The 25,745-nt window shown below is 60.6% G+C and carries 25 protein-coding genes; 18 read left to right on the forward strand and 7 right to left on the reverse strand.

The window, feature by feature from the left end:
- The first annotated feature begins 130 nt into the window (after window positions 1-130).
- The 5 genes from JJE47_00475 to JJE47_00495 all read left to right on the forward strand — a co-directional run bounded on the left by JJE47_00475 (window position 131) and on the right by JJE47_00495 (window position 7,783).
- Entirely contained in the window at window positions 131-1,312 is a 1,182-nt protein-coding gene (locus tag JJE47_00475) for a PQQ-dependent sugar dehydrogenase (protein MBK5265884.1), read from the forward strand.
- Window positions 1,313-1,434: 122 nt separating this feature from the next.
- The gene (locus JJE47_00480; GenBank protein MBK5265885.1) at window positions 1,435-2,385 is read left to right on the forward strand and encodes a hypothetical protein; all 951 of its coding nucleotides are present in this window, start codon (window positions 1,435-1,437) and stop codon (window positions 2,383-2,385) included.
- Complete coding sequence (locus tag JJE47_00485) at window positions 2,382-4,097, forward strand: ATP-binding protein (protein ID MBK5265886.1); 1,716 nt, start codon at window positions 2,382-2,384, stop codon at window positions 4,095-4,097. Before JJE47_00480 ends, JJE47_00485 begins: the two co-directional genes overlap by 4 nt.
- Before the next feature lie 3 nt (window positions 4,098-4,100).
- On the forward strand, window positions 4,101-5,267 hold the full coding sequence (locus tag JJE47_00490) for an exonuclease SbcCD subunit D (GenBank protein MBK5265887.1): 1,167 nt from the start codon (window positions 4,101-4,103) through the stop codon (window positions 5,265-5,267).
- Complete coding sequence (locus JJE47_00495; GenBank protein MBK5265888.1) at window positions 5,264-7,783, forward strand: SMC family ATPase; 2,520 nt, start codon at window positions 5,264-5,266, stop codon at window positions 7,781-7,783. The genes JJE47_00490 and JJE47_00495 overlap by 4 nt, the downstream gene beginning before the upstream one ends.
- Here JJE47_00495 and JJE47_00500 read toward each other — a convergent pair whose 3' ends face one another.
- Window positions 7,784-8,791 (reverse strand): NAD(P)-dependent glycerol-3-phosphate dehydrogenase, encoded by a 1,008-nt coding sequence (locus tag JJE47_00500; GenBank protein MBK5265889.1) that lies wholly within the window; start codon window positions 8,789-8,791, stop codon window positions 7,784-7,786. It lies immediately after the preceding gene.
- A gap of 146 nt (window positions 8,792-8,937) precedes the next feature.
- Between JJE47_00500 and JJE47_00505 the strand changes: the two genes are divergently transcribed.
- A complete protein-coding gene (locus tag JJE47_00505; protein ID MBK5265890.1) occupies window positions 8,938-9,150 on the forward strand; it encodes a flagellar biosynthesis anti-sigma factor FlgM in 213 nt (70 codons plus the stop codon).
- Between the two features lie 50 nt (window positions 9,151-9,200).
- On the forward strand, window positions 9,201-9,407 hold the full coding sequence (locus JJE47_00510) for a hypothetical protein (protein MBK5265891.1): 207 nt from the start codon (window positions 9,201-9,203) through the stop codon (window positions 9,405-9,407).
- 208 nt (window positions 9,408-9,615) lie between these two features.
- Here the strand turns inward: JJE47_00510 and JJE47_00515 are convergent, their stop codons facing one another.
- The gene (locus JJE47_00515; GenBank protein ID MBK5265892.1) at window positions 9,616-10,527 is read right to left on the reverse strand and encodes a DUF368 domain-containing protein; all 912 of its coding nucleotides are present in this window, start codon (window positions 10,525-10,527) and stop codon (window positions 9,616-9,618) included.
- Window positions 10,528-10,594: 67 nt separating this feature from the next.
- Here JJE47_00515 and JJE47_00520 point away from each other — a divergent pair, with 67 nt between their 5' ends.
- Window positions 10,595-10,900, forward strand: a complete 306-nt coding sequence (locus tag JJE47_00520; GenBank protein ID MBK5265893.1) for a cytochrome c — start codon at window positions 10,595-10,597, stop codon at window positions 10,898-10,900.
- Here JJE47_00520 and murI read toward each other — a convergent pair.
- Genes murI through JJE47_00535 form a run of 3 tightly spaced genes read right to left on the reverse strand, consistent with a single transcriptional unit; the run spans window position 10,885 to window position 12,890 of the window.
- Window positions 10,885-11,655 carry a glutamate racemase gene (gene murI, locus JJE47_00525; protein MBK5265894.1) on the reverse strand — a complete coding sequence of 257 codons (771 nt, stop codon included), beginning with the start codon at window positions 11,653-11,655 and terminating at the stop codon, window positions 10,885-10,887. The two genes, JJE47_00520 and murI, sit on opposite strands and share 16 nt — an antisense overlap.
- Window positions 11,656-11,658: 3 nt before the next feature.
- Window positions 11,659-12,420, reverse strand: coding sequence for a 3-hydroxyacyl-CoA dehydrogenase (locus JJE47_00530; protein ID MBK5265895.1), 762 nt, complete (start codon window positions 12,418-12,420; stop codon window positions 11,659-11,661).
- The gene (locus tag JJE47_00535) at window positions 12,417-12,890 is read right to left on the reverse strand and encodes a SufE family protein (GenBank protein ID MBK5265896.1); all 474 of its coding nucleotides are present in this window, start codon (window positions 12,888-12,890) and stop codon (window positions 12,417-12,419) included. The genes JJE47_00530 and JJE47_00535 overlap by 4 nt, the downstream gene beginning before the upstream one ends.
- A gap of 85 nt (window positions 12,891-12,975) precedes the next feature.
- Here JJE47_00535 and JJE47_00540 point away from each other — a divergent pair, with 85 nt between their 5' ends.
- From JJE47_00540 to JJE47_00550, 3 genes are read left to right on the forward strand one after another with little or no spacing between them, the layout of a single operon-like run.
- Entirely contained in the window at window positions 12,976-13,605 is a 630-nt protein-coding gene (locus JJE47_00540; protein MBK5265897.1) for a phosphoribosyltransferase, read from the forward strand.
- A 51-nt stretch (window positions 13,606-13,656) separates the two neighbouring features.
- Window positions 13,657-14,532: a sulfurtransferase gene (locus tag JJE47_00545; GenBank protein MBK5265898.1), complete on the forward strand. Its 876-nt coding sequence runs from the start codon at window positions 13,657-13,659 to the stop codon at window positions 14,530-14,532.
- A gap of 52 nt (window positions 14,533-14,584) precedes the next feature.
- Window positions 14,585-15,766, forward strand: a complete 1,182-nt coding sequence (locus JJE47_00550; GenBank protein MBK5265899.1) for an AI-2E family transporter — start codon at window positions 14,585-14,587, stop codon at window positions 15,764-15,766.
- 56 nt (window positions 15,767-15,822) lie between these two features.
- On the opposite strand, the gene JJE47_00555 is transcribed toward JJE47_00550, so the two are convergent.
- Window positions 15,823-17,733, reverse strand: coding sequence for a DUF3459 domain-containing protein (locus JJE47_00555; GenBank protein ID MBK5265900.1), 1,911 nt, complete (start codon window positions 17,731-17,733; stop codon window positions 15,823-15,825).
- A 131-nt stretch (window positions 17,734-17,864) separates the two neighbouring features.
- Between JJE47_00555 and JJE47_00560 the strand changes: the two genes are divergently transcribed.
- The 3 genes from JJE47_00560 (at window position 17,865) to JJE47_00570 (ending at window position 21,664) form a co-directional block, all read left to right on the forward strand.
- Window positions 17,865-18,665, forward strand: a complete 801-nt coding sequence (locus tag JJE47_00560) for an SDR family NAD(P)-dependent oxidoreductase (GenBank protein ID MBK5265901.1) — start codon at window positions 17,865-17,867, stop codon at window positions 18,663-18,665.
- Window positions 18,665-19,807: a CoA transferase gene (locus JJE47_00565; GenBank protein ID MBK5265902.1), complete on the forward strand. Its 1,143-nt coding sequence runs from the start codon at window positions 18,665-18,667 to the stop codon at window positions 19,805-19,807. Before JJE47_00560 ends, JJE47_00565 begins: the two co-directional genes overlap by 1 nt.
- Before the next feature lie 69 nt (window positions 19,808-19,876).
- Window positions 19,877-21,664: a long-chain fatty acid--CoA ligase gene (locus JJE47_00570; protein MBK5265903.1), complete on the forward strand. Its 1,788-nt coding sequence runs from the start codon at window positions 19,877-19,879 to the stop codon at window positions 21,662-21,664.
- A gap of 95 nt (window positions 21,665-21,759) precedes the next feature.
- On the opposite strand, the gene JJE47_00575 is transcribed toward JJE47_00570, so the two are convergent.
- Complete coding sequence (locus JJE47_00575; GenBank protein ID MBK5265904.1) at window positions 21,760-22,194, reverse strand: cyclic nucleotide-binding domain-containing protein; 435 nt, start codon at window positions 22,192-22,194, stop codon at window positions 21,760-21,762.
- A gap of 138 nt (window positions 22,195-22,332) precedes the next feature.
- Between JJE47_00575 and JJE47_00580 the strand changes: the two genes are divergently transcribed.
- The 4 genes from JJE47_00580 (at window position 22,333) to JJE47_00595 (ending at window position 25,739) form a co-directional block, all read left to right on the forward strand.
- A complete protein-coding gene (locus tag JJE47_00580; GenBank protein MBK5265905.1) occupies window positions 22,333-22,665 on the forward strand; it encodes a DUF4870 domain-containing protein in 333 nt (110 codons plus the stop codon).
- A 112-nt stretch (window positions 22,666-22,777) separates the two neighbouring features.
- A complete protein-coding gene (locus tag JJE47_00585) occupies window positions 22,778-23,683 on the forward strand; it encodes an SDR family oxidoreductase (protein ID MBK5265906.1) in 906 nt (301 codons plus the stop codon).
- Complete coding sequence (locus JJE47_00590; protein MBK5265907.1) at window positions 23,683-24,537, forward strand: MaoC family dehydratase N-terminal domain-containing protein; 855 nt, start codon at window positions 23,683-23,685, stop codon at window positions 24,535-24,537. Before JJE47_00585 ends, JJE47_00590 begins: the two co-directional genes overlap by 1 nt.
- An 8-nt stretch (window positions 24,538-24,545) precedes the next feature.
- Window positions 24,546-25,739 carry an acyl-CoA dehydrogenase family protein gene (locus tag JJE47_00595; protein ID MBK5265908.1) on the forward strand — a complete coding sequence of 398 codons (1,194 nt, stop codon included), beginning with the start codon at window positions 24,546-24,548 and terminating at the stop codon, window positions 25,737-25,739.
- The last annotated feature ends 6 nt before the right edge of the window (window positions 25,740-25,745 follow it).

Genomic DNA, 25,745 nt, shown 5'->3' on the forward strand with positions numbered 1-25,745 from the left:
ATCAGTCGTGGTCGAGGGACACCAACTCCTGGTTCGGTGGCTTTGGCGGGGGCGGCGGCGTCGGCGGCGGTGGCGGTGGGGGCGGCGGGTCGAGCGGTTGGTAGCGCCTGCCATCCGGTAGCGTTGAATCGTGCGGTACATGTTGCTGACCCTGGCCGTGGTTCTATCGGCGTGTGCCACCGGCGAACTCGCACCGATCCCGGTTACTGCCCAAGGTGGGACCCCGCCAGACGGATCAACATCAACGATTCCTTTCTCGACGTTGCCTATGCCGACGACCACGGACCCGGAAACATCGACGCCAATTACGACAGTGGCACCATTGTTGGGCCTGGCGCTCGAACCTGTCGATGTTGACGTGGTCTTCCCGGTACTGGTTTTCTCGTCGGGTCCTGATACGTACGTGGCCGACAAGGCCGGGAGGATCGTCTCGATTGCGGGAGGCGCACCCGTGCTCGACATTCGTGACAGGGTGCTCAACGACGGAGAGCGGGGCCTCCTCGGGGCGGCGTTCCACCCGTTGTATGAACCGGGTTCGCTACTCGTTGTCCACTACACCGACCGGGATGGCAACACCGTGGTGTCGACCTTTACCGTCGACGAGACGATCGCCGATCCCGATAGCGAACAGATTGTTCTGCGGGTCGAGCAACCTGCCGGCAACCACAATGGTGGCATGATCCAATTCGACGCCGACGGTCATCTGTTTGTCGGACTCGGCGACGGTGGCGGAGCCAACGACCGATTCGGGAACGGCCAGAACCGTGAATCGCTGCTCGGCTCGATCCTGCGGTTGTCACTCACCGACGGGGCCGGGTATACGATTCCTGCCGACAATCCGTTCGTTGACCTGGCCGGTGCCCGGCCGGAGATTCGGGCATGGGGACTCCGAAATCCGTGGCGCTTCTGGATTGACAACCTGAGTGGGTTGATGGTTATCGCTGACGTCGGCCAAAACACGTACGAAGAAATCGACGTCATTCAGACGGAGACCGGAGGCGCCAACCTCGGGTGGCCCATTACGGAAGGTCTCCATTGTTTTTCGCCTTCGTCGGGATGTGACACTGTCGGCTTGACGTTCCCGGTCCTTGAGATTTCTCATGGGGACTCCGGTTCGTGTTCGATAACCGGTGGCATCGTGTATCGGGGCGAAGCCATTCCGGAGCTGGTTGGAACGTATTTCTACTCGGACTACTGCGGCGGGTATCTCCGTGGGTTTCCTGTTGATGATCCCACCGCCGTCACTGATTACGGCGACCAGTTGGGCGGCCGGATCGGCCGTGACGTCGTTCGGTCAGGGAGCCGATGGTGAAAGGTACATCACCACTTCCGAAGCTGTTCTGAAGGTCGTACCCATTCGATAGAGGGCCAATTCACCCGTTGGGAACGAACGCCGCGCCGAAACTGTCACAGGGGCACGGTACGATCGGCGTCATGTTGTACGTTGAAAGTTGGGCCCCCGAATATGGAGCACCGATCGAGCACGATCCTTCGCTTGCTCCGAGCGAGTCGGTCATAGATCCGACTGTTGAAACAACCGACTGGCGGCCGATCACCCCGGAGTCCTCCGTTGCCGATGCGGTCGAGGCGGTGTGCTTTGTCGATGGAGTCCGACGCGTCGATGCTCGCTTGACGCTTGACGAACCGGAAGGACCGATTCCGGGCCTCTGTGGTTCGCTCGGGGTTGGTGCGACGCACTGGGATCGAAGCGTCCCAAGGGCGACGTTTGGGGACATCATGATCGAGCGATTGGCCGTCATCGGGTCGGGTCGGGTCGTCGACGTTCCTCCCGTCGGAAACTTGAAGTACGAGGCAGTGTCGGTGGCGGGTACCGACCCGGCCGAGTTGGTTCGGCATTTCCATAATCGGATGCGGAAAGCCGAAGCTGTGCTCTCTTCCCGTTTGGCGGCCGAAGGGCATCTGGTGATCGCCGACGGTCCAATCAACGAACTGAAGCCCCAATCCGTCATCGGGTACATCAAAACCCACCGGGTCAATTACCTGGGCCTTGAAGAGACCGAGGCGGTGCGGAAACTGCTGGCCGGGGACCGGACCCCGATGTTCCTCATGGATGGTCACATTTATGCGAGGTATTCCTGGTATCTCAAGCTGGCCGATATACCTGGTGGCCATACGTGGTCCGGGGTAGTGCGGTGCGAGGTTCCCGCCTCATTGGGAATTGAACAGGCGGCTATTTATGCCGACATTGCGGCCGTCCTGCTTCCGCAAACCGCCCCGCCGCTGCACGTTGATCCCCGGGCTCCACAGAATCTCGTGCCGATCGGTGCACTCGAGCGTGAACTCCGGCGCAACCTGGGCGACCCCGGACTGGTCTATCGTGCCCTGCGGGAGAGTATTGGTCAGTCGACAAACGGAGCCGCATGAGCGTCGGGCGAGTCATTGGAACGGAAAAGACGTCAACCCAGGTTTTCCGGGTAGTCCTTGACGACGACCAGTACCTGCAACTCGATGATCTGGTCGTCGTGAGAACCCAGGTGCCCCAGGCCGGGGAGATTGCCACGTATGGCATCGTGACCGAGTCCGAGGCGGTCTATGAAGGGGCTTCATACGAGTCCGATACCTTTCGGATTGCCGAGCACGGCATTTTGCCGGCTCAGAAAGTTCGGTCCGCCCAGGTGCAGGTAACCCGGGTCGACCCGGAGGTCTGGGTCTCTCCCGATCCAGGCGAACTGGTCGAGCGGGCCAGTGGCGAGGCCAGAGACAAGGCTTTGTACGCCGACGAAATGGGCCGCCCGTTGCCGGTTGGGATCGGCCGGGATGGTCAGCCCTTATACGTAGATCTTGACTTCTTCGATGGTCGCAAGGGCGGGCACATGTCGATATCGGGGATCTCGGGAGTCGCCACCAAGACCTCCTTCGCGCTGTTTTTCCTCCGGATGCTGACCGGACGTCGGGACATCGTCGGCGAGAGCGGCGCCAACATGCGAGTGCTCGTGTTCAACGTCAAAGGGGAAGACCTGTTGTGGCTCGACAAACCGAACGTGCTCTTTGACGATGATGCTCGAACCAAGTGGGAAGCCCTCGGAGTCGCCCCGACCCCCTTTCCTTCGGTCGGATTTTGGGCGCCTCCCCGCAAGAAGTCCGGGGACGTACTCCTGGCCGATGTGGCAGGGAGACAAGAAGGGGTACAACCGTTCGCATGGACGCCCCGCGAATTCATCGACGAAGGATTGCTGCGCTTCCTGTTTACCGACGCCGGCGACAGTCGTAATCAGTTGTCCTTCGTGGAGGAACGGGTCAGATCCCAGTTGCAGCGCTGGGCGGTTGATGTGGTCGGCCGGCCAGGAGCCGTCGTCATCCGCCAACCACCCGTCGGGGGCTGGCGGCGCGGCGCCGAGGTCAAGTTGGAGCCAGGGGAGCGGATCATCGAAGACCTGCCGAGTCTTGTCGAGTCCCTCGAAGAGTTTCTCGATCCCCCCGATGGCGAAGAACCGGACCGAACCTGGTCGGGAAGAGTGCAGGGCGGAACCGTCTCGGCATTCATGCGCCGGTTGTATGCCGCCCAGTCGCGACTGGGCGAACTCATCCGGGCCGGTGATTCGCATCGGATTGATCGGGCTACGGCCCAGGTGACGGTGGTGGCGATCCAATCGCTCCACGACCTGGCCCAGCGATTCGTTGTGGGCGCCTTGCTCCAGGAAACGTTTGCCGAGAAAGAACAGACCGGCCAACGACTCCCCCTCTCGGTGGTGGTTCTTGACGAACTGAACAAGTACGCACCCCGGGAGGGCAACTCCCCGCTCAAAGACATGCTGATCGATATTGCTCAGCGCGGTCGGTCGCTCGGGGTGCTCCTGGTCGGCGCCCAACAGACGGCTTCACGGATCGCCCAGGAGGTCATGGAGAATGCCGCCATCCGGGTGGCGGGCCGGCTCGACGCCGCCGAAGCCGAACGCTCGGAGTACGGCTGGATGCTTCCGTCGACCAGGGCGAGGGCGCGCCTGCTGAAACCAGGCACCATGGTCATTTCTCAACCAGCCATTCCGGTTCCGCTGGTTGTCAACTTCCCGTTCCCACCGTGGGCAACCCGTAGGGAAGAGGTCAGCGAGGACGTAGATCCGTTCGTGGGTCTCTAGGCGGTGAAGATCCTCCATACCTCCGACTGGCATGTCGGCAAAAAGCTGGGCCGATATGACCGTATGGCTGAATACCGCGATGTGCTTGGTGAAGTCGTGCGGGTGGCCGATGCCGAAGACGTCGATTTGGTACTCGTGTCAGGTGACCTGTTCGACCGGGCGGCGCCCCCGATGGACGCGCTCGCGCTGGTCGTCGAGACACTGACCGACCTGTCGGGCGATGGGACCCGTCCGGTGGTGGCAGTGTCGGGAAACCATGATTCAGGTCCTCTGTTTGAAGTACTCGATCCGTTGCTGGCTCCGCTCGGAATCAGGCTGGTTGGAGACGTCAAGCGACCCGAGGAAGGGGGAGTCCTCGCCGTTACGACTCGCAATGGAGACGCGGCGATTGGCTGCTTTCCATTCCTGCGTGAAGGGAGAGTTGTCGACTTCATGGAGGAAATGGGTTCTTGGTACGGGACTTATGCCGATCGGGTCCGCCAGATCACGACGGCCTATGCCGCCCGGGCATCGGAGTTGGCCGGACCTGATGGGGTGGCGTTGTTGGTCGCTCACTTTATGGTGACTGGTGTGCGAGTGGGCGGGCACGGACGGCCCAGAGGGGAACGGGCGTTGCACATGGGTGAGGCCTATTCAGCGACGTCCCAAGCAGTGCCGACCTCCCTGAGCTATGTGGCGATGGGCCACATCCATGCACCGCAGCCGATCCCGGGGGCCCAGGTTCCGGCCGAGTACGCCGGGTCCCTCCTCGAACTCGATTTTGGCGAGGCAGGAGAGCGCAAGAGGGTCGTCATCGTTGAAGCCGAACCTGGCTTACCGGCCTCGGTTCGCTCGGTCCCGTTGTCCGGCGGCCGGCGCCTGATGCGGGCGACTGGCCGATGGGAAGAACTCATCGAACGGCCCGATCTCGTCGATGCCTTCGTTGATCTCACCGTCGAAACCAACGGTCCTGATCAGGGCTTGGCCGATCGGGCCCGTCAGCACTTCCCATTCCTGGTGAAGGTCGCTGCCTCCTATGCTCGAGCCGAAGTCGATCGACCGGCGCGGTCCGGACTGGCGTGGGACGAGTTGTATCGAGACTTCGTGACCAAACGGACTGGGGCCGAGCCGTCCGATGAACTTTTGACTGCATTCCGAACCGTTCTTGACGAAGCTGGGCGCCAGGAGTGAGACCGGTCACGCTCAAGCTTGACGGCTTTCGCTCTTATGCCAGCGAGGTCGAGATCGATTGGACCGGGCGCCACCTCGTCGGAATCGTCGGCCCGATCGGCTCGGGCAAATCGACCATTCTCGACGCAGTCTGTTTTGCCCTCTATGGCAAAACCCCCACTGAAAAGGCCAATCAGCGTTCGCTCATTCACCAGCGCGCCGATGTGGGCAAGGTCGAGTTGGTGTTCGACGTCGAAGGAATCCGATGGAAATCGGTCAGGGCGCTCCGGCGGAGAGGGCAGAGCCCCCATGCCCTCTATCGCATCGACCCGGATGATCCCGATGGCGAGCCACTTGAGACGATTCTCGGCAAGGGGGACGTCGACGCTCGCATCGAGGAGATTCTGGGAGTCGATTTCGATGGATTCAACCGATCGGTCATGCTTGCCCAAGGTCGCTTCTCCGACTTCTTGAAAGCGGGTAACGCCGATCGGGACAAGACCCTCAAGGGGGTGTTCGGGCTCGACAAGATCGATGTCATGGAGGCGGTCGCCAAACGTATTCGAGACGAGGCCAAACGTGACCTCGACGAGTTCGGTCGCCGAAAGGCGGACCTTGACAACGTTCGCGCATTGGCCGCTCGGGCCGAGGAGGCACTCGAAAACGCCACCAAGCGGCTGGAGTCGTTGTGGCTCGTCGAAGCTGATCTTGCCGAAGCCGATCAGCAACGCCAGGCGGAGCAAGCGAAAATCGAGAAGGCCGATGAGCGCACAGCCGCCCTAAAGTCCATTGCCGCCCGGATGCCCGACCCCGGGAGAAGTCGGGAGATCCTCAGCGAACATGCCGCCCGACAAGCCGAGCTGGCGCTCGCCAAAAAGCACCTGGAATCACTTACAGCCTCAAGCGTGACCGCCAGACAGAAACGCGCGCACGCCCTGGAATCGGTCGGCGGTGAAGCCCAACTTGCGGTGGTCCGCCAGCAAGCGGCGCGGTACGACGATGCGCAAGCCGCACGCGAGCGGGAGGTGGAACGCCTGAGCATGGCCGGGTCGAACCTTGAGAAGGCTGAGAGCCTGGTAACTCAGACCCGGGCCGAGGCGGATAAAGCGGTCGCGGGCGCTCAGGCGGCGGCGGCGGTGACGCTTACAGCGTCTGATGCGTTGCGCGGCTCCGAACAAGCTGTCCACGAGGGCCAACATGCCGACATGGCTGCGACACTCCGGGCTGACCTGGCCGTCGGTCATGAATGCCCGGTCTGTGCCCAACCGGTCGCCGAGTTGCCCAAAGCAGGTCGCCAGCGGGTCGCTCTCGACCAACTCGAAACGGATCGGGACACGGCGCGCCGCGTCCACGAAGAAGCCGTCGGCTCGGAAAAGATTGCCCTGGCGGGCGCAGCTCGGTCGACCGAAGCGGTTACCAATGCGATTACCAAACTGGAGGAGGCGAAGGCGTCGGTAGCGGCCGCCACCGATTCGAAAGCTGCGGCCGCCGCGATGGTCGTCGGCATCGAATCCACGTTGTCCGAGGTCCTCGGCGAAGAACCGATCGCCCGGCTGGCTACGGTCGAAGCGACACTCAAAGCGGCAACGAACGAGATAGATGAGCTCGAAGCTGCCTTGGCCGGAGCGCGGAGCGATGTCGAGCATGGCGCCGGAGCGGTAGAAAAGGCGCAAGCCGATCTCCGTGCCCTCGCCTCGGTCGTCGTCACCTTGGCTTCCCAGCTCCAGGTCGACCATGACGATGTCGTTGATGCGGACGGAACCGAGAAGCTCCTCGCGTTGGTCCGTGACATCTGGGTGCGGAACCAACAAGAGGCTTCGAAGGAGCGTGAGCTGGCCGTCGCCGGTCTGGCCGGTGCCACCCGAGGGCGTGCCGAAGCCATGGAGTCTGTCGGGCTGTCGCCCGACGACGACTTCGGGAAGGCACTCGCCAACGCAGTGGCAGCCGTGGCCGCCACCCAGCGGGAACTGGATCTTCGTAAAGAACGGCTCGCCCAGTCGGCCGAGCTCGATGAACAGATCACGGCGCGAGAATCGGTGGTCGGGCTCTACGACGATCTGGCGAAGGATCTGCGGCCAGGGGGGTTTCTCGGTTACCTGCTGGAAGAAGAGCGGGCCGAGCTCGCCACGGTGGCTTCCGAACAATTCGAACAGCTATCCGGCGGGCGGTACCGGTTCTCTGATGGAGGAGAGTTCAACATTCTCGACCTCAACGCGGCCGAACTGGTCCGCAAGGCGTCATCACTGTCAGGCGGTGAGACATTCCTGGCGTCACTCGCGTTGGCCCTGGCGTTGGCCGAGATGGTTGCCAGGGGAAGTGGTCGGCTCGACGCCTTCTTCCTCGACGAAGGTTTTGGATCCCTGGATGCCGAGCATCTCGACCTGGCGATGGCAGGCATCGAGTTGTTGGTGGCCGGTCATGATGAGCGCCTCGTTGTCATCGTCAGTCACGTACCTGACATGAAGGACCGTATCGAGGATCTCATAATCCTCGACAAAGACCCTGGCACTGGCGCCACGATCGTGGTTGGCGGCTGATCAGAAGATGCCATGTCCTTCGGACTTGGCCGTTCTACCCATCAGGGCCATCATCGAGTCTTTCGGATCGGCACCCTCGTAAAGTACCCGACCCACTTCGGCAGCTATGGGCATCTCGACGTTCTCGCGTTCGGCCAGCGACAGAACACCCGACGTTGACTTCACCCCTTCGGCAACCATATTCATCTCGTCGATGATGTCCTGGAGGGCTTTGCCTTCGCCAAGGCCATGCCCGACGGTGTAGTTGCGGCTCTGTGATGAGTAGCAGGTCGCCACGAGGTCACCGATTCCGGCCAGCCCCCCGAACGTCAATGGATTTCCGCCAACGGCAATGCCGAGGCGAACCAGCTCAGCGAGGGCTCGAGTGATGAGTGCTGCCCGGGTGTTATCGCCAAAGCCAAGGCCCGAGACCATGCCTGACGCGATCGCCATGACGTTCTTGCAGGCACCGGCTATTTCACAACCAACCACGTCAGGGTTTGTGTAGACGCGAAAGGTTGGGGTCATGAACCGGGTCTGGATTTCTTCGGCCAGGGCTGCGTCTGGCAGCGCGATGACCGTGGCGGCCGGCTCGCCCGCCATGATTTCCTTCGCCAGGTTGGGACCTGAAAGGACGCCGATGTGGCTCCGTGGATGGTTGGGCAGCACATCGGCAATGATCTCGGTCATTCGCATGAGGGTGCCGGCTTCAATGCCCTTGGTGAGGGACAAGATGGGGATCGAGTCGGGAATCGACGCGGCGGTCTGCTCCAGGATGTCACGGAATCCGTGCGAGGGAATTCCGATAATGAGAATCTCGCAGTTGGCTGCAACGTGCCTGATGTCCGCACTCGCCACCAGGGATTCGGGCAGAGAGAACTCGCTCATATAGTCCGGATTGAAGTGGATGCGATTGATGGTTTCAGCAACCTCGGGGCGCCGGGCCCACAACAGCGTGTCGTTCTTGGCAGCGGCCAGGGCGGCCACGGCCGTGCCCCAGGATCCTGCACCAAGTACTCCAACGGTCATACGTTCAGGCTACTGCCAATCGGCCCGAGGGGTGGGAGGTGACGCGGGTTACCCGAATCGTGGGATGGGACGAACCGGACGGTGTGAGGCGCCAAGTGGGATTCTTCCTAGGCGATTGGATCGGTCTCGGGTAGGATATCGGGAGTATGGGGGCTTCAGGTGACATGTTGGGCGCGGATCCGTTCTCGGACGTCGATCCTTTTGAAGGTGGCCCCCACCTGTCTCCGATGGCGACTCCCGCCGAACGCAAGGCTCTTATAGGCGAGTTGCGTGGCCTCATCCAAACCGGCGACTACAAGGTTGACGTGGAAGTCGTCGCGTTCGCCGTGATGCGCGAAGGCCGCTGGGAAACTCTCTAATCCGCCAGGGTTTTCCTTAATTACCCGCGATCGCCTGCCGATGGTATTGAGTGCACAAGAAAGACTCGACCACGTGGTGGACCCGGCGACTGAGCGAACTGGCTGACCGGATCGCCGCCGACGATTACTGGATACCCGCTGAAGACATCGCTCATGCCATTCTGTTCGGGCGCCCAAAATGGGGCGACAACCCGATCCCGGTTGGGTCGATTCGTGACGAGGAACTTTCCAACGCCGGACGTCGACCTTCCCGATAGGGCCTCGACCTTGGCACCAGGACAAAGCCGGCATTAAAAAACGAGGCTCCGGTTGGGGGTTCCGGAGCCTCTACTCCCGAAGGAGCCAAGCGAGAGTCGTAGCGAGTACGGCGCCAGGGTAAGACCGTGCTCAACTGCTCGCCCTTTTTGGGGGTTGCACCGGATTGCTCCGGTACCTGATCATCGTATCGGCATCGATCGCGCAGTGTCAAGCAGTTCTATTTGGTGCGCGCACAGCGTGGTCGACTGACACCACAACTGCCGCACCGACCAGAGCCAACCCGACTGCCAAAACGGCCCGCGAATTGAGGATTGGGCTCGTCAGGGAATCGGTAACACAGTGTCCATCTGCACCAATGGTCTGGCAGATTCGCCATGGCCAAATCTTCCAGAGTGAGCCCGCCATGAACCCGGACAGGATGGCCAGGGTCAGGTCCGCCCGGGTATTCAGCAGCCTTCGCAACAGCCGGGCGAACAGGCCAAGTCCGATCACGATACCGCTCACAAAGATCAACAACGTGCCGAAGTCCCTGGTCCGCACCGCGTCGAGAATGTTGTCGTATTGACCAAGTATGACGAGGATGAATGAGCCGGAGATGCCAGGGAGCACCATCGCGCAAATGGCGATGGCTCCAGCGGCGAACGTCGCGAACGCCGCCTTGGAACCGGTCGTCGGGGTTAACTGGACCACCACGAGTCCGATGATGGCGCCCCCGATGAAGGCGACGGCAATCGGCGGCTTCCACGTCACTCTTCGCCCGATCACATATACGCTGGCGACCACCAGGCCGAAGAAGAAACCGAATAGGACAATGCGACCATCGGGGTCGTCGAGGAGTCGGCCGAGTGGTTCCGACAGCGTGAGAATGGCGGTGGCCATACCGGCCGCCAGGGTGAGTAGGAACGGAAGGCTGATAGTGCGGGCGAATTCGCGAAACTCGCGCTTGACGATGAGACGACCGCTGGTCACCCCGATAGAGATGATGGCGTTGAGCAGGCGATCGTAGATTCCAAACACGAGTGCGATGGTTCCGCCCGACACTCCCGGAACGAGGTCGGCGGCGCCCATCACGAATCCGGTCACGATAACGGGGATCTTGGACTGTTCTGTCTCGGACATGCGACCAGTGACTCTAGAACCTTTCGGTCCCTGGCCTGTCGAACGGTCCGATCTAGACTCCTCGACGATGCGCCTCGGTCTCCTGCTCGCCGCCTTGCTACTGGTTGTCTCTGCTTGTACGTCGGTTGATCCAAACGCGACCGGGCCAGAGGTTTTTGAGCAGGTGTGTGCCCGGTGCCATGGGATCAACCTTGACGGCGGAGTTGGCCCGTCGCTGGGTCCTGACTCGGAAGCGGCGTCCAAGCCGGACGAGTCATTGCTCACGACTATCACCACCGGCCGCGCCAGGATGCCGTCCTTTCGAAATCAGCTCACTGAGGATCAGATCCGCGGGTTGGTTGAGTACATCCGGACGGTTCAGGGGGCCGGGTAGACCGCGGCGTCTTCGCTAAACATTTCGCTGAGTTGGCGTCGCATACGGACTGCATCGCCCGACGTCTCATATCGGATCCCGCCCTCAGCTCCGTCAAGTCGTATCGTGCGGCCGATCTGACGAGCGACCGCCTCGGCGGGATCGATGATCGCCACCCCCGGCCCGGCGACCTTGGCCACATGATCTGCGATCAACGAGTAATGAGTACAGCCGAGGACCAGGGTGTCCGCACCTACCGTGACGAGGGGAGTCACGTACTCGCGCAGCAAGGCTTCAGTTTGCCGGCTATCTCCCAGACCATCTTCGATCAGTTCCACGAGTCCAGGGCAAGCCTGGGTCAGGATCGTGCTCGTGCCGGCGTACTTCCTAATGAGCGAGCGGAGCCGCTCACCATTCACGGTGCCGCTCGTGGCGAGAACCCCGATGATTCCGGTCCGGGACGCCGCGACGGCCGGCTTCACTGCCGGCTCGATACCAACGAACGGCATGGCCGGATGTCGTTCCCGCATTCGATCGAGAGCCACATCGCTGGCCGTATTACAGGCGATGACCACGCCCTTGACGCCAGCCGCCAGCAACCGGTCGACCGCCATGACGGTGTAGTCGAAGACCTCTTCGCGAGTGCGATCGCCATATGGAGCGCGGCGTTGGTCGGCGAGATAGATGAATTGTTCGTTGGCGAACAGATGCCTGGCGTGGTGGAGGACCGATAGCCCTCCGAGACCGGAGTCGAAAATTCCAATCGGTTGACTCATGGCCTACTTCGGGGCCATCCGGATGCCGCCATCCATGCGGATCGATTCACCATTCATGTAGGAGTGATTCAGCAGAAACAGGGCGAGGTCGGCATACTCCGAAGGAAAGCCGAGCCTCTTTGGGTGCAGGACCTGTTCGGCCAGCGACAGACGGGCTGGTTCGGGCAGGCCCGCCAGGAGAGGAGTGTCGATAATGCCGGGAGCGATCGTGTTGACTCGAACGCCGATCGTGGAAAGATCTCTGGCGATGGGCAAGGTCATGCCCACAATGCCGCCTTTGGATGCCGAGTATGCGGCCTGCCCCACCTGACCGTCAAACGCCGCAACGGAGGCGGTGTTGACGATGGCTCCCCGCTCATTTGAATCCTGAGGCTGATTTTTTGCCATGGCGGCGGCCGCCAACCGGATCGTGTTGAAGGTGCCGAGCAGGTTTATCTCGACGACTTTCCGGAACAGGTCGAGATCGTGAGGGACACCATCCCGATTGAGCGTTCGCGCCGGAGGTCCGATGCCGGCACAGTTGACGAGACCAAATAGGGGGGCCATCTCGACGGCCGCATCGACCGCAACTTTCACCTGATCCTCCTGAGTTACGTCAGCGTGCACGTAGGCGCCACCAAGATCCTCGGCCAGGGTGCCTCCCAGGTCGTCCTGGAGGTCGACGATGACGACCTTCGCACCGCTACCGGCCACCCGGCGGGCGGTAGCGGCTCCGAGGCCGGATGCTCCACCGGTAATGATGACCGAAGTGCCAGAAAGATTCATTCGGCTTCCTCGCTCGGCCGGGAAGGTGCGGCCCCGCTTGGCAGCTCAAGCTGATCGGATATCTGGCGCTTCAATCGGGCGACGATTGCCCCCATGCCTCGCAGCCGCTGGGGCGTGACGATGTCCTCCAGTCCGATGCCGTAGTAGAAATCGTTCGGCAGTTCGAGGATGGTGGTTGCCTGCTCGCCATTGAGCCCTTCGGCAAGGATGCCCGCGTACCCGCGTACCGTTGGGGCCTCAAGGGGGGATTCGAAAAACATGGTGACGGCTCCGTCCTTATCGACCTCGGTAGCGAGGAAGAAAGGGCTCTGGCATTCATGGACCTGTTCAAGGCTGTCGCGGTTTTCGGCATAACGCGGCGGTAACGGCGGAACCCGATTCGAGTAGTCCAGAAGGGCCTGGATCCGAATCTCCTTGGGAGCACTTGCGAATAAGTCGACGATGCGTTGCAGCTTGGCTGGATAACTCATGGAACCAGTTTACGACGAGACCGTCCGTTTTGATTCCTTCGCCGCATCGACTCCGATCGAACGATCAGGATGGTTGACTGGCGGCATGGAGCTCTATCGAGATCGTCGCCAGGCTGGCCGGGTGTTGGCCGCCCACCTGGCTTCTGCAGAACTGCCTGCCGATACCGTTGTCCTTGGTCTGCCACGAGGTGGCGTGATTTGTGCGAGGGAAGTCGCTGTGTCGTGCGGTGTTCGACCTGGCGCGCTCCTCGTTCGCAAGCTCGGGGTGCCGACCCAACCGGAGTTGACCTTCGGGGCCATCGCCTCTGGTGGTTTCATGGTGCTCAATCCGGAATTAGCCTCAAGGCTGTCGGCTGTAGAGATGGATCTCGTCGCGACTCGAGAGCGTAGGGAGCTCGAAAGGCGGGAGGCGGCATACGGTGCGAAGCAACTCGACCTGGAGGGACGAGTCGTTGTTCTGGTCGACGATGGACTGGCGACCGGGGCCACGATGCGCGTCGCCATTCAGGCGACGAGATCCCAATCGCCTGCCCGGGTAGTGGTCGCCGTTCCTGTCGCAGCAGGCGACGCCCTCGCCCTGGTAGCCGACCTCGCCGACCAGGTGGTTTGTCCACGTATCCCAGCCCGGTTCCGATCGGTTGGCGAGTGGTATCAGGAGTTCGCCGAGGTGACCGACGCACAGGTGATCAAGGTTCTGGCCGAGCCGCCTGGATGAATTTGTCCTACCGGGGTAGTGTTAATGGAGAAGCCACTACGAGGATCGACTATGACCGTTTCTGCCGACAGCGCCACCGAACACGCTCAGTATTTCAACCCCAGCAAACTTGTGTCGACCCAGTGGGTGGCTGACCACCTTGACGACCCCGACGTGGTGATTGTTGAAACCGACGAAGATGTCCTGCTCTACCTCACCGGCCATATCCCGGGATCGGTCAAGATTGACTGGCACGATGACTTGAACGATCCACTGGTCCGTGACTACCTCGATGCCGATCGATTCGCCGAAATGGTCGGACGTAAAGGCATTGGCCGCGAGACGACTGTTGTCTTCTACGGAGACAACTTCAACTGGTGGGCCGCCTATGCCCTGTGGGTGTTCAGTTTGTTCGGCCACCCTGATACACGGTTGATGAACGGCGGTCGGATGAAATGGGTCGCCGAAGGCCGCCCTATGACGACGGATGGGTCGCCGGTGACTCCGGTCCGTTACCCGGTCCCGGTCAGGAATGATGCGCCGATCCGGGCCTTCCGTGATGACGTCCTGGCCCACCTCGCCACGTCGGGACCGCTCGTCGACGTCCGATCACCCGAAGAGTTCTCGGGGGAGAAGCTGCATATGCCGGATTACCCGCAGGAGGGTGCCATGCGGGGTGGCCACATCCCGGGCGCGGTGTCAAAACCGTGGAAGGCGGCGGCCAACGACGATGGGACGTTTAAGTCGGCGGACGAACTGAGAGCCATCTACCAGGGCGAACTGGGACTTGGACTTGACGATGATATCGTCGCCTATTGTCGGATCGGGGAGCGGTCGTCGCACACCTGGTTTGTGCTCACTCAACTCCTGGGGCACACCAACGTTCGTAACTATGACGGCTCCTGGACGGAGTGGGGGAACCTGGTTGGTGCACCAATCGAGAAATAGCCGAACGGTTCAGGACTCGTCGAGTGATCTTGTCGTTGGCTAAGGTTCTGATGTGGAAAACGATGTAGACGACACTCTGGGACCGGGGGCCGAACGCGGCCGTCTCCACGACATGCCTGGATGGGTTCCTCGAGCGGCGGCCGTGGCCGTCTTTACGATTTTGGCGATTGCTGCGGCGCTGTGGATGCTTGTCCAGATTCGCTCGATCATCCTGGCGATGTTCGTCGCGTTGTTTCTGAGCTTCGCTCTGGAGCCGGCGGTGGTTCGTTTGGTTCGCCGCCGATGGAAACGTCCGCTCGCGACGTTCGCCGTCTTTATGGTCCTCGTCGGTTTCCTGTTCGGGTTTGTGGCCATCATGATTCCTCCGGTAGCCACCCAGATCGGGGTGGTTTCAGAACGACTTCCGGCTTTTGTCGAGTCGGCGATCGATTTTGCCGACAAACGATTTGGAGTCGCACTCACCGGCGACACGATCCTCAGCTGGGCGACCGGTCTGGCAGACAATGCCAGCCTGTACGTCGACGACGTGTTGTTCCGGGTCATGGGCGCGGGGTCGTTTATCGGCAATTTCATCGTGCAGTTGTTGTCGGTGCTCCTCTTCACCTACTACCTGCTGGCTGATGGACCGAATATCCGTCGTTCGTTGTTCGCTCGCTTCGAAGGTGAGCGACAGGCCGAGGTCATGCGTATTTGGGAGCTGGCCATCGATAAGACGGGTAGCTACGTTTACAGCCGCCTGCTCCTGGCGTTGGTGAGTTCGGCTTTTACCTGGATTGCTCTGGCGATTATCGGTCTCCCCAACCCGCTGTCGCTCGGAATCTGGGTCGGGGTGATGTCACAATTCATTCCTGCTGTTGGAGCGTTCATCGGAGCGGCCCTGCCCGTAGCGATCGGATTGCTCACCGACTGGCGTCAAGCGGTAGCCGTGCTCATCGTGCTCGTGCTCTATCAGCAGTTTGAAAACCTGATTCTCGCACCACGCATCACCGCTTCGACGATGTCGCTCCATCCGGCGGTCGGATTTGCGGCCGTGATGGCAGGCATCTCATTGATGGGAGCGCTCGGGGCGATCGTGGCCCTGCCGCTCGTTGCCATCATGCAGGCCTTTGTCTCTGCGTATTTTCAGGAGCATGAAGTGGTTGCCTCGCGTCTGACCGATGACGGCCTGACCCCCCGACGGAAACCGAAGCCATCCAGCCGCGAAACGCCCGCCGATGGCGCTAGCGAGTCGTAGGATCCGATCTCGGACGGCGGTCAGATCCGTTGAAGTAATCATCTGACTTCCCGCCGTTATCGGTCGGGGGTTACCCGAAGCCATGTGAACTCGTATGGTCCCAACCGCACCCCAGCGTCGAGTGACCGCGGCTGGCCGGAGATGAGGTCGAGTGCGTCCGGTGCGAATCCGGCCAGGGTCTCGTCGCTCACCACATGGTCGGCGTCGTCGAAGTTGGCCAGGACCAACACGACCGACGACTCGCCTGGCCGCTGATAGCCGAGGATGTGCTGATTGTTCGTATGGAAACCGATGAGCCGTCCGCCGGCGAGCTCCGGTGTGGCGCGCCGCAGCTCGATCAGTCGGTGGAGGCCCGCGTAGGTCATGCCGGCCGACGTGGAGAGGTCGTGCCGGTCGGCGTATCGTTTTGTGGGGAAAGGCGGCCGGTTGACCCAGCGGCTGTCTTTGGCGTGTTCGGGGTCGTCGAGGTAGCCGTAATCGTTGAGTTGACCGACCTCATCTCCCAGGAAGATCAGCGGTATCCCGCCGGTGCTGAGCGCGATCGAATGCGTAAGGAGGATCCGACGTATCGCAAATGGCGCGTCCTGTTCGAGCCCACAGAGGGATGCAGTCGTGCCGGCCACCCGTGCGTCACCGGTCCGCGGGTTTTCCTGGAACGGGACGCCGCGGGCGAAGCTCCCATCGAACCGGTTCACATAGAAAGCGTTGAGGAAACGACGGTGGTCATATCCGTTGATTTCGAGAGCGGCGGCGTCTTCGTCGGAGAACGTCCACCCGATGTCGTCGTGACTCCGTACGTAATTGACCCAGGCCGTGCCCTCCGGGATCGTGTGGCGCCGGTCGAGTGCCTGGGCCAGCAGGCTGACTTGCCCGGTGGCGAGCGACTCCCAGATCAACGCCATCTGCAGTGGGTTGTACGAGAGTTGGCACTCGGCCGGGTGGATGTACTGCTTGACTTCGTCTGGGTGTACGATCGCTTCGGATTTGAAGACGAGAGATGGTGCGGCGAGGCGGCAGACGGCGTTGAACGCCCGGATGAGGGTGTGCGCCTGGGGCAGGCTCTCGCACCGGGTTCCAAGTTGTTTCCAGATGAAGGCGGCAGCATCCATCCGAAGAATTTCGATTCCCTGATTGGCGAGGAAGAGCATTTCGCCAGCCATCGCTCGGAACACGGCGGGATTGGCATAGTTGAGATCCCACTGGAATTGGTAGAAGGTCGCCCAGATCCACCGCCCGTCCGGCAGCTGCACAAAAGAGCCAGGGTGGTCGTCAGGAAAGATCTCCCTGACCGTCTCTTCGTAGGCGTCTGGGAGCTGACGGTCAGGGAAGATCCAGTAGTAGTCCTCGTATTCGCGTTCCCCGGCGATAGCCCGTCTCGCCCATTCGTGTTCGTTCGAGGTGTGGTTGAAAACGAAGTCAACCACGAGTGAAATCCCCGCCGCTCGGAGTTCGGTGGCGAGCTGGCGCAATGTGGCCATGTCGCCCAGAACCGGGTTCACTTCGCGGTAGCTCGACACCGCATAACCCCCGTCCGAATGAGGCTCGGGTGCTACAAAAAGCGGCATTAGATGCAGATACGTGAGTCCCAGTTCGCGGAAGTAGGGGATCTTCTGGCGCACGCCGTCGAGGTCTCTCGCGTAACGGTCGACGTAGCACACGCCTCCGAGCATCTCCCCGGATTCAAACCAGTGCGGGTTCTCTTCGCGCTGCACATCCAGCGCGATGAGATCTGCTGAACGCCTGGCGTATGACCTGGCAGCCAGTGCGAGGAGTTCGTCGAACTGTTCGGCCACATCAGGGCGATCTCCGTAGACCTCGGTAAACAGCCTGCCCAGCGTCGGATAGACGAGATCAAACCTCAGCTGGAACTGGACAAGAGCATCGCGGTCGCCGTCCCAATCCCGGGTGATCTTCTGCCAGTTGCTCAATGCATCGGCGGGAAGGTCGTCGGTGAGCGGCACGGGCATAGTCTACGTCGGAAGCCCACCGACAGATTCTCCGCCGATCGCTATCCGATCAGCGAGGGTCATGCGGGCGGCCCGGGTCGGATCGGGCCAGAACTCCGCTAGCGTCGGTTTGACGTTCAGGAGGAACAGGAATGTTCGAAAACCAGACTGCCGTGATCACCGGAGGGGCCAGCGGAATCGGCCTTGGGATCGGTAAAGCGCTCGGCCGACGAGGAGCCCGGGTGGTGCTCGCCGACCTCGACCGGAACGCCCTTGCCCAACAAGTCGGCGAACTCAGCGAGGCGGGTATCGAGGTGCTTGGTCACCCGACCGACGTGACAGACAAGCGGTCGGTTGCCGAATTGGCAGGCATGGTGGAAAAGGATTTGGGCGGATGTGACCTTCTCTTCAATAACGCCGGCGTGGCGGTTTTCGGTCCGTTTGTCGAAGCGACCGACGCAGATTGGGAATTCACGATGGGGGTGAACTTCTGGGGAGTTCTCAATGGGCTGCAAGCCTTTGTGCCTGCCATGATCAAGCGAGGCTCCGGCCATATCGTCAACACCGCTTCGATGAGTGGGCTCGTCGGGATGGAGAATCTGAGCGTGTATTGCGCGTCTAAGTTCGCGGTGGTTGGTCTTTCCGAATCGCTCCGCCGTGAATTGGCACCGGCTGGTGTCGGTGTCTCGGTGTTATGCCCGATGGTGGTCGACACGCCGATCAGCGAAAACTCGGTCCGGATGCGACCGGCGGATCTCGTCAACGACGTCGCCGCCCCGGATGTCACTGCCAACCTCGTAGGTGGCGTCATCAGCGTTGACCAAGTCGCCGCGCTGGTCGTCAAGGCCGTCATCAACAACGATCCATACATTCTTACCCATCCGGATCAGGCGCCCATCTTGCTGCGACGGTCCTCTCGTCTCGCAGAGGCTGCTGATCGAGTGTTCGGCTGATGGCTGGCCCATTGACCGGGGTCCAGATCGTCGAACTTGCCGGCATCGGCCCCGGTCCGTTCTGCGCAATGATGCTTGCCGACATGGGAGCTGAGGTCGTCCGGGTGGATCGTCCCGACCAGGTAGGCAGATCGAACTGGAACTCGTATGACGTTCTCAACCGTGGGCGGCGGACCATCGCAGTGAATCTGAAGCATCCTGATGGCGTCGAAGTCGTGATGAAACTGATCGAAGCGGCCGATGGGCTTATTGAGGGATTTCGGCCGGGGGTTGCCGAGCGGCTCGGGCTTGGGCCGGATTTGTGTTGGGAACGCAATCCCGGTCTTGTATATGGTCGGATGACCGGGTGGGGGCAGAACGGCCCGCTGTCACACACCGCCGGGCATGACATCGATTACATTGCCATATCGGGCGTTCTCGGTGCGATTGGGAGGGCAGGAGAAAGGCCGGTACCGCCGCTCAACCTCGTCGGCGACTTCGGAGGGGGCGGCCTGCTGCTGGCGTTCGGGATGGTTTGTGGACTGCTCGAGGCCAGGGAGTCAGGACTGGGCCAGGTCGTCGATGCCGCGATGACGGACGGTTCGTCGATCCTCTCCACGTTTGTCTACGGTTTGGCAGCAGCCGGTTTGTGGGACCTTGATCGCAAAGGCACAAATCTCCTGGATTCCGGGGCGCCCTGGTACGACACGTACGCGACGGCAGACGGGCTCTATATGGCGGTAGGAGCCATCGAGCCGCAGTTTTATCAGGCGCTTCTCAACGGCCTCGGATTGTCAGAAACCGATCTCCCCGCTCAGCACGACGCGGCGCGATGGCCAGATCTGCGCCGGGCCTTCGCCGAACGGTTTGCCGAGAAAACCCGGGAAGGATGGGTGGCGGTCTTCGATGGTACCGATGCGTGTGTTGCGCCGGTTCTTCGGCTTAGCGAGGCGGCTGAGCATCCTCACAATGTGGCGCGGTCTACCTTTGTCGACATCGATGGGATCACGCAACCGGCCCCTGCCCCCCGATTCAGTCGGACCCCGTCGGCTACGCCAGCTCCTCCTGCCGGGCCGGGTACTCACACCGACTTGGTCCTCGCAGACATGGGCCTGTCTGTTTCGGCGATCAAGGCACTTCGTGAATCGGGTGCGATCGCCTGACTGCTCCTCGCCGTAGCTGCCTCGGAGTGACTACGATTGGGTCCACAGAACGAGGTTTTCGGAGGAATGATGCAGGAGTATTCGAGTCCGGTCGCGGTTGAGGTCGACCCCAATGAAACCGTGCCGGATGGATTGTGGGAGGCCGAGCGCAACCACCCGAATCGGGCTGCCCTTGCCTACCGTGATGGTGAAGGCTTCGTGGATGTTTCGACCAAGGAGCTCGCTGATCGGGTTCGGAGGATCGCGGCCGGATTCATGGCGGCCGGCATCGAGAAGGGCGATCGGATTTGTCTGTTCTCGTCGTCTCGTCGTGAGTTCACCGAGGTCGACTACGCCATTTGGGCGGCCGGTTGTGCGACCGTGACGATCTATGAAACGTCTTCTTCTGAGCAGGTTGAGTGGATCGTCAAAGACTCGGGAGCGACGGCCATCGTTTGCGAGAATGATCGACTGGTAGCGGTCTTCAATGAGCGGGCCGGTACGTTGGGTACGGTCAAGCATGTGTACTCGATCGAGTCCGGTGGCCTCGATGCGCTTGTTGAGGCTGGAGCAGCGATTTCGGATGATGAGGTGATGGCTCGCGCCGCCAGCGTCGACCAGGTGGATCTCGCCACCCTTGTGTACACATCTGGCACTACCGGTCTACCGAAGGGGTGTCATCTCACTCACCGCAACTTCGTGTTCATCATTCGCAACGTTGCTTCCGATGCGAGCGACGTGCTCTACGCGGGCGCATCGACCCTGATGTTCCTTCCTTTGGCTCATATTTTTGCCAGACTCGTTCAGGTTGGATCGGTCAACGTAGGTTCGAAGATTGCTTTCTCCACTGGCATCCCGCAGCTGATGGAAGAGTTGCAGATGGTCAAGCCGACCTGGATCTTTTCGGTCCCGCGGGTTTTCGAGAAGGTGTACAACAGTTCCGCGGCCAAGGCCGCCGATGATGGCAAAGGCAAGATATTCGATATCGCTGCACAGACAGCAATCGATTTCGCCAAACAGCGCGAAGCCGGGGCGGTTGGCTTGGCGACACGTCTCAAGCACATGGTCTTCGACAAGCTGGTCTATGCGAAGATTCGCGCGGCGCTCGGCGGCCGGGCTGCCCACGCCATCTCCGGTGGGGCACCACTGGGAGAGCGGCTCGGGTACTTCTATTCAGGGGTGGGCTTGAAAGTCTATGAGGGGTATGGCCTAACGGAGACCTCGGCCGGATCGACTCTCAACCGTCAAGGGGCGATGAAGATCGGAACGGTCGGCAGACCCATCTCCGGTGTGTCGATCAGGATTGCCGAGGATGGTGAAGTGCTCATTGCCGGCCCTCACGTGTTCTCGGGATACTGGAACAACGATGGCGCCACGAGCGAAGCCATCAAAGACGGTTGGTTCCATACCGGTGATATCGGAGCGTTGGACGATGAGGGGTTCCTTCGCATCACCGGTCGGAAAAAGGAAATCATTGTCACGGCCGGCGGCAAAAATGTCGCGCCGGCGGTCCTTGAGGACCGTTTACGTGCCCATCCTCTTGTAAGCCAATGTGTGGTGGTAGGCGACGCCCAGCCATTCATCGCGGTCATGGTGACGATCGATCCGGATGAGTTCGTTCGGTGGAAGGGTCAGCACGACAAACAAGGCGACATCCATGAGTTCGTCGATGATGTACATCTTCGAGAAGAGATTCAGGCAGCCATCCAGGAGGCCAACAATGCCGTATCCAAGGCAGAGGCCATCAAAGAATTCCGGATTCTGCCTGCCGACTTCACGATCGAGGGCGGCGAGATAACCCCGACGCTCAAAGTCAAGCGCAACGTCGTCCACGACAAATACGGCCACGTGCTGGCCGATATCTACCGCAAGAAGTAGATATCGGCCTGGCTTCGGCCAGAGCGTGTTATCGAAAAGAGGGACCTTCCGCTGAGGTCCCTCTTTTCAATGCAGCCGGAACAACGCCCGGTTGGCTAGCCCAACCAACTCTTGTCTGTTTCCCGCAGCCTTTCCGAAAGGGTTTCGAGGAGCTTGCGTGAGACGCTCGGCAGCTCGTTGATGATCAGTCGGAAGTCCCGGCGGCTGAATACCAGCAGGTTGGAGTCCTGGCTTGTGACCAGCGTCGCCGACCGGGGGAGCTCGTCGAGAAGGGCCATTTCACCGACAATCTCTCCTGCTCCTTTGACGGCAAGTTTGCGGTGGTTACGCCGAATGGTGATCTCACCCGAGACAATGATGAAGCACTCATCGCCGGGGGATCCCTCGTTGGCTAGAACTTGATGGGAGGCGACGCTCATCTCGTCGCAGTGCCGGGCTACCTCTGCCAATTCCTTTTGTGAGAGTTTGCTGAATAGCGGGATCGACTTGATGTGGGCGATCTTGTCGCTTTTCCGTTTGAAATGAGCCAACGTGCTCCCTCCTCCTATTGGTGAGGGGATAGCATATGTCAAGATCCTGGTGGCTGCGGTTTATCCAAGAAATCGATGGATCGCGTGTACATTCTTGGAATGGACATCAATGAATCTGCCAATGCACCGTTTTCGGGTATGACCAAAGAAGAACGAGATTGGTCAATGTGGGCCCACTTCTCGACACTGTCGGTGTTGGTTGCGATTCCCGGATTTATCGGGCCGGCGGTTATCTGGTTTTTGAAGAAGGATGAGTCGCCGGTTATTGCCGGACAGGCCAAAGAATCACTCAACTTTCAGATCACGATGTTCATCTACATGGTGATCTCGGCGCTCCTCATCCTGGTCCTGGTTGGGGTGATTCTGTTCCCGCTTGTGATCATCGCGGACATCGTGTTTGCGATCATTGCCGGAGTCCGGGCTGGAGAAGGTGTCGAGTACCGATATCCAATGACCATCCGGTTCCTCTGAAGTACCGTTCAACCAGTCGTACTCCGGGGAGGGATCGGGCCGACCGATGTAAACCGCGGTTAACACGCGACCGCTAGGCTATCGGGGTTGCCGAAAACGGAGCCTCAGTCGCATGTCTGACATCACTTTTGATAATCGGGTCGCCATTGTCACGGGAGCTGGTGGCGGCCTCGGGAAAACCTATGCGCTCGAGTTAGCGCGTCGTGGAGCCAGAGTTGTTGTCAACGATCTGGGTGGAGGGGTGGACGGATCCGGCCGTTCCACGCGAGCCGCCGATACGGTGGTGGATGAGATCGTGGCAGCTGGTGGAGAAGCCACCGCCAACTACGATTCCGTGTCGACGCCCGAGGGTGGCGCCAACATCGTCCTGACAGCCATGGACTCGTTCGGGCGGCTCGACATTCTCGTGAACAATGCCGGCATCTTGCGTGATACGTCGTTCGCCAAGATGACTACGGACCAGATCGATGCCGTCATTGATGTTCACCTTAAAGGCGCCTTCTATGTGTCACAACCAGCCTTCGCCATCATGAAGGAGAGTGGGTACGGGCGGATCGTCAACACGTCCTCGCCGTCGGGTCTCTTCGGTAACTTCGGTCAGGTCAATTACGGAGCTGCCAAAGCCGGATTGATGGGTATGGCATCAGTCATGGCGATCGAGGGAGTCAAGTACAACATCAAGGTCAACACGATTGCCCCGGTGGCCAAGACCCGGATGACCGAAGACCTGCTCGGCCCACTCGCCGACCTGGTCGACCCCGAGCAAGTCACCCCGATGGTCGTCTATCTCGCCTCAGAGGCGTGCGAACTCACCCATCAGGTCTTTTCGGTGGGAGGTGGCCGCTACGCCCGCATTTTCGTCGGAGTTGGTGACGGCTGGTTCGCCGGCCAAGGAGTGGTACCGAGCGTCGAAGACATTCACGCCAATCTTGAGACCATCCAGAACATCGATGAGTTCATCGTGCCGATGAACAACAATGAGGAGATGGCCCTGCTCTATAAGGCGCTTCAGGGATAATGCCGATCGACGTCTCCAAAGCCCTGGATGCGTCCCTCCCGGACGGTTCGTACAGTTGGGACGCCAATGATGTAATCCTCTATCACCTCGGAGTCGGCGCAGGGGTGCCTGCCACCGATCCCAACGAGCTTGAGTATGTGTACGAAGCGAATTTGAAAGTGCTTCCGAGCTTCGCCTCCATTGTTCCCTTCGGGGCGATGATGGGTGTCACCAATGTCGACGGACTCGACTTCAACCTGGCCATGCTTTTGCATGGTGAGCAAGAGGTCACGCTATTTCGGCCCATCCCGCCAGACGCCAAGGTCACGAATCAGGGTCGGATCGCCGGGATTTATGACAAGGGAAAAGGCGCTCTGGTGGTGGTCGATATCGATTCGCGTGACGCCGCCGGAGATCTGTTGTTTACGAATCGTTCGTCACTCTTCCTGCGCGGCGAGGGTGGTTTTGGGGGAGAGCCCGGGCCTCCGCCCCGGCATGAGGCGCCCGATCGCGAGCCGGATCACGTCGTCGAGTCGGTGACGTTGGAGCAGCAGGCGCTGCTGTACCGGTTATCGGGGGATAGGAATCCTCTGCATGTCGATCCCGCATTCGCGGCGATCGGCGGGTTCGACCGACCGATTCTGCACGGGTTGTGCTCCTATGGCATCGTGTGCAAGGCGGTCGTTGATACCGTGTTGGCCGGAGATGTCTCACAAGTACATGGGTACTCTGCCCGCTTCTCAGGACCGGTGGTTCCTGGCGAGACGATCGTCACCAAGATTTGGGAGAGTGAGTCGGGTTTCCTGGTGGAGGCGATCACCAAACAACGTCAGTCAAAAGTGATTTCAAACGCCAACTTGACCGTGTTTAGCTGAGGGATGTCATGACGACCACACCCGATACCGAGCAAGAACTGATCGACGAGCGAATTGCGCAACTTCTGGCTGGGACGGCCGAGCGCAGCGGGCCTGAGTTCTGGGGCAAGATGTACGACCTCGGCCTCGCCTGGGTCCACTTCTCAGAAGGGTTCGGCGGGCTTGGCTTGAGCCCGAAGTATCAAAAGAGCATCATCGCCAGCCTGCGAGACAAAGGGGCGTCTTTCGCGAACTACCAGATGAACCTTCTGGGGATCGGGATGGGGGGACCGGTTCTTTCGGCCCACGGCACCGATGAACAGAAGATGAGGTGGCTTCGACCGATGTTTACGGCCGAGGAGATCTGGTGTCAGATGTTCTCCGAGCCAGGTTCCGGGTCAGATGTCGCTTCTCTTTCCATGCGGGCGGTTCGTGACGGGGACGAATGGATCGTGAACGGCCAGAAAGTGTGGACCACCCTGGCTCACGTTGCATCCTGGGGCATGCTGGTGACCCGTACGGATCCGGATGTGCCCAAGCATCAGGGTTTGACCTACTTCGTCGTCGATATGAAATCGCCAGGTGTGGAGGTGCGACCGCTCTACCAGATTACCGGCGAGGCAGAATTCAACGAGGTGTACTTCACAGACGCCCGGATCCCGGATGGTGACCGGGTTGGAGAGGTTGGCGATGGATGGAGACTCACGCTCACCACACTCATGAATGAGAGGGTGGCAATCGGGTCAAACGTGAGCCCCCGTGGGTCAGGGGCCATCGGCGATGCCGTTCTGGTTTTCAACGAAAAGGGGATCACCGACCGATTGAAGCGAGACCAGCTTGCCGGCCTGTGGGTCGAGGCTGAGGCGATGCGACTCACGAATATTCGCGCCTCGGATCACCGCAAGAAGGGCGTACCCGGCCCGGAAGGCTCGACCGGCAAGTTGCATTGGGCCGACCTGAACAAGCGGATCACCGAGTTCACCTTGGACTTATTGGGTGCCGATGGCCTGGTCCTGCCCGGTGGGTATACGCAGAGTCGCCCGTCCGTCGCCGGGCTAAGCGGTCAGACTGCCCAACGGGCGTTCTTGCGAGCTCGCGCCAACAGTATTGAAGGTGGGACGTCGGAGGTCATGAAGAACATCCTGGGCGAGCGCGTTCTGGGATTACCGGGGGAGCCACGGGTCGACAAGGATTTACCCTGGAAAGACGTCCCGCGTTCCTAGGAACCG

The organism is Acidimicrobiia bacterium, from assembly GCA_016650365.1.
Taxonomy (GTDB): Bacteria; Actinomycetota; Acidimicrobiia; order Spongiisociales; family JAENVV01; genus JAENVV01.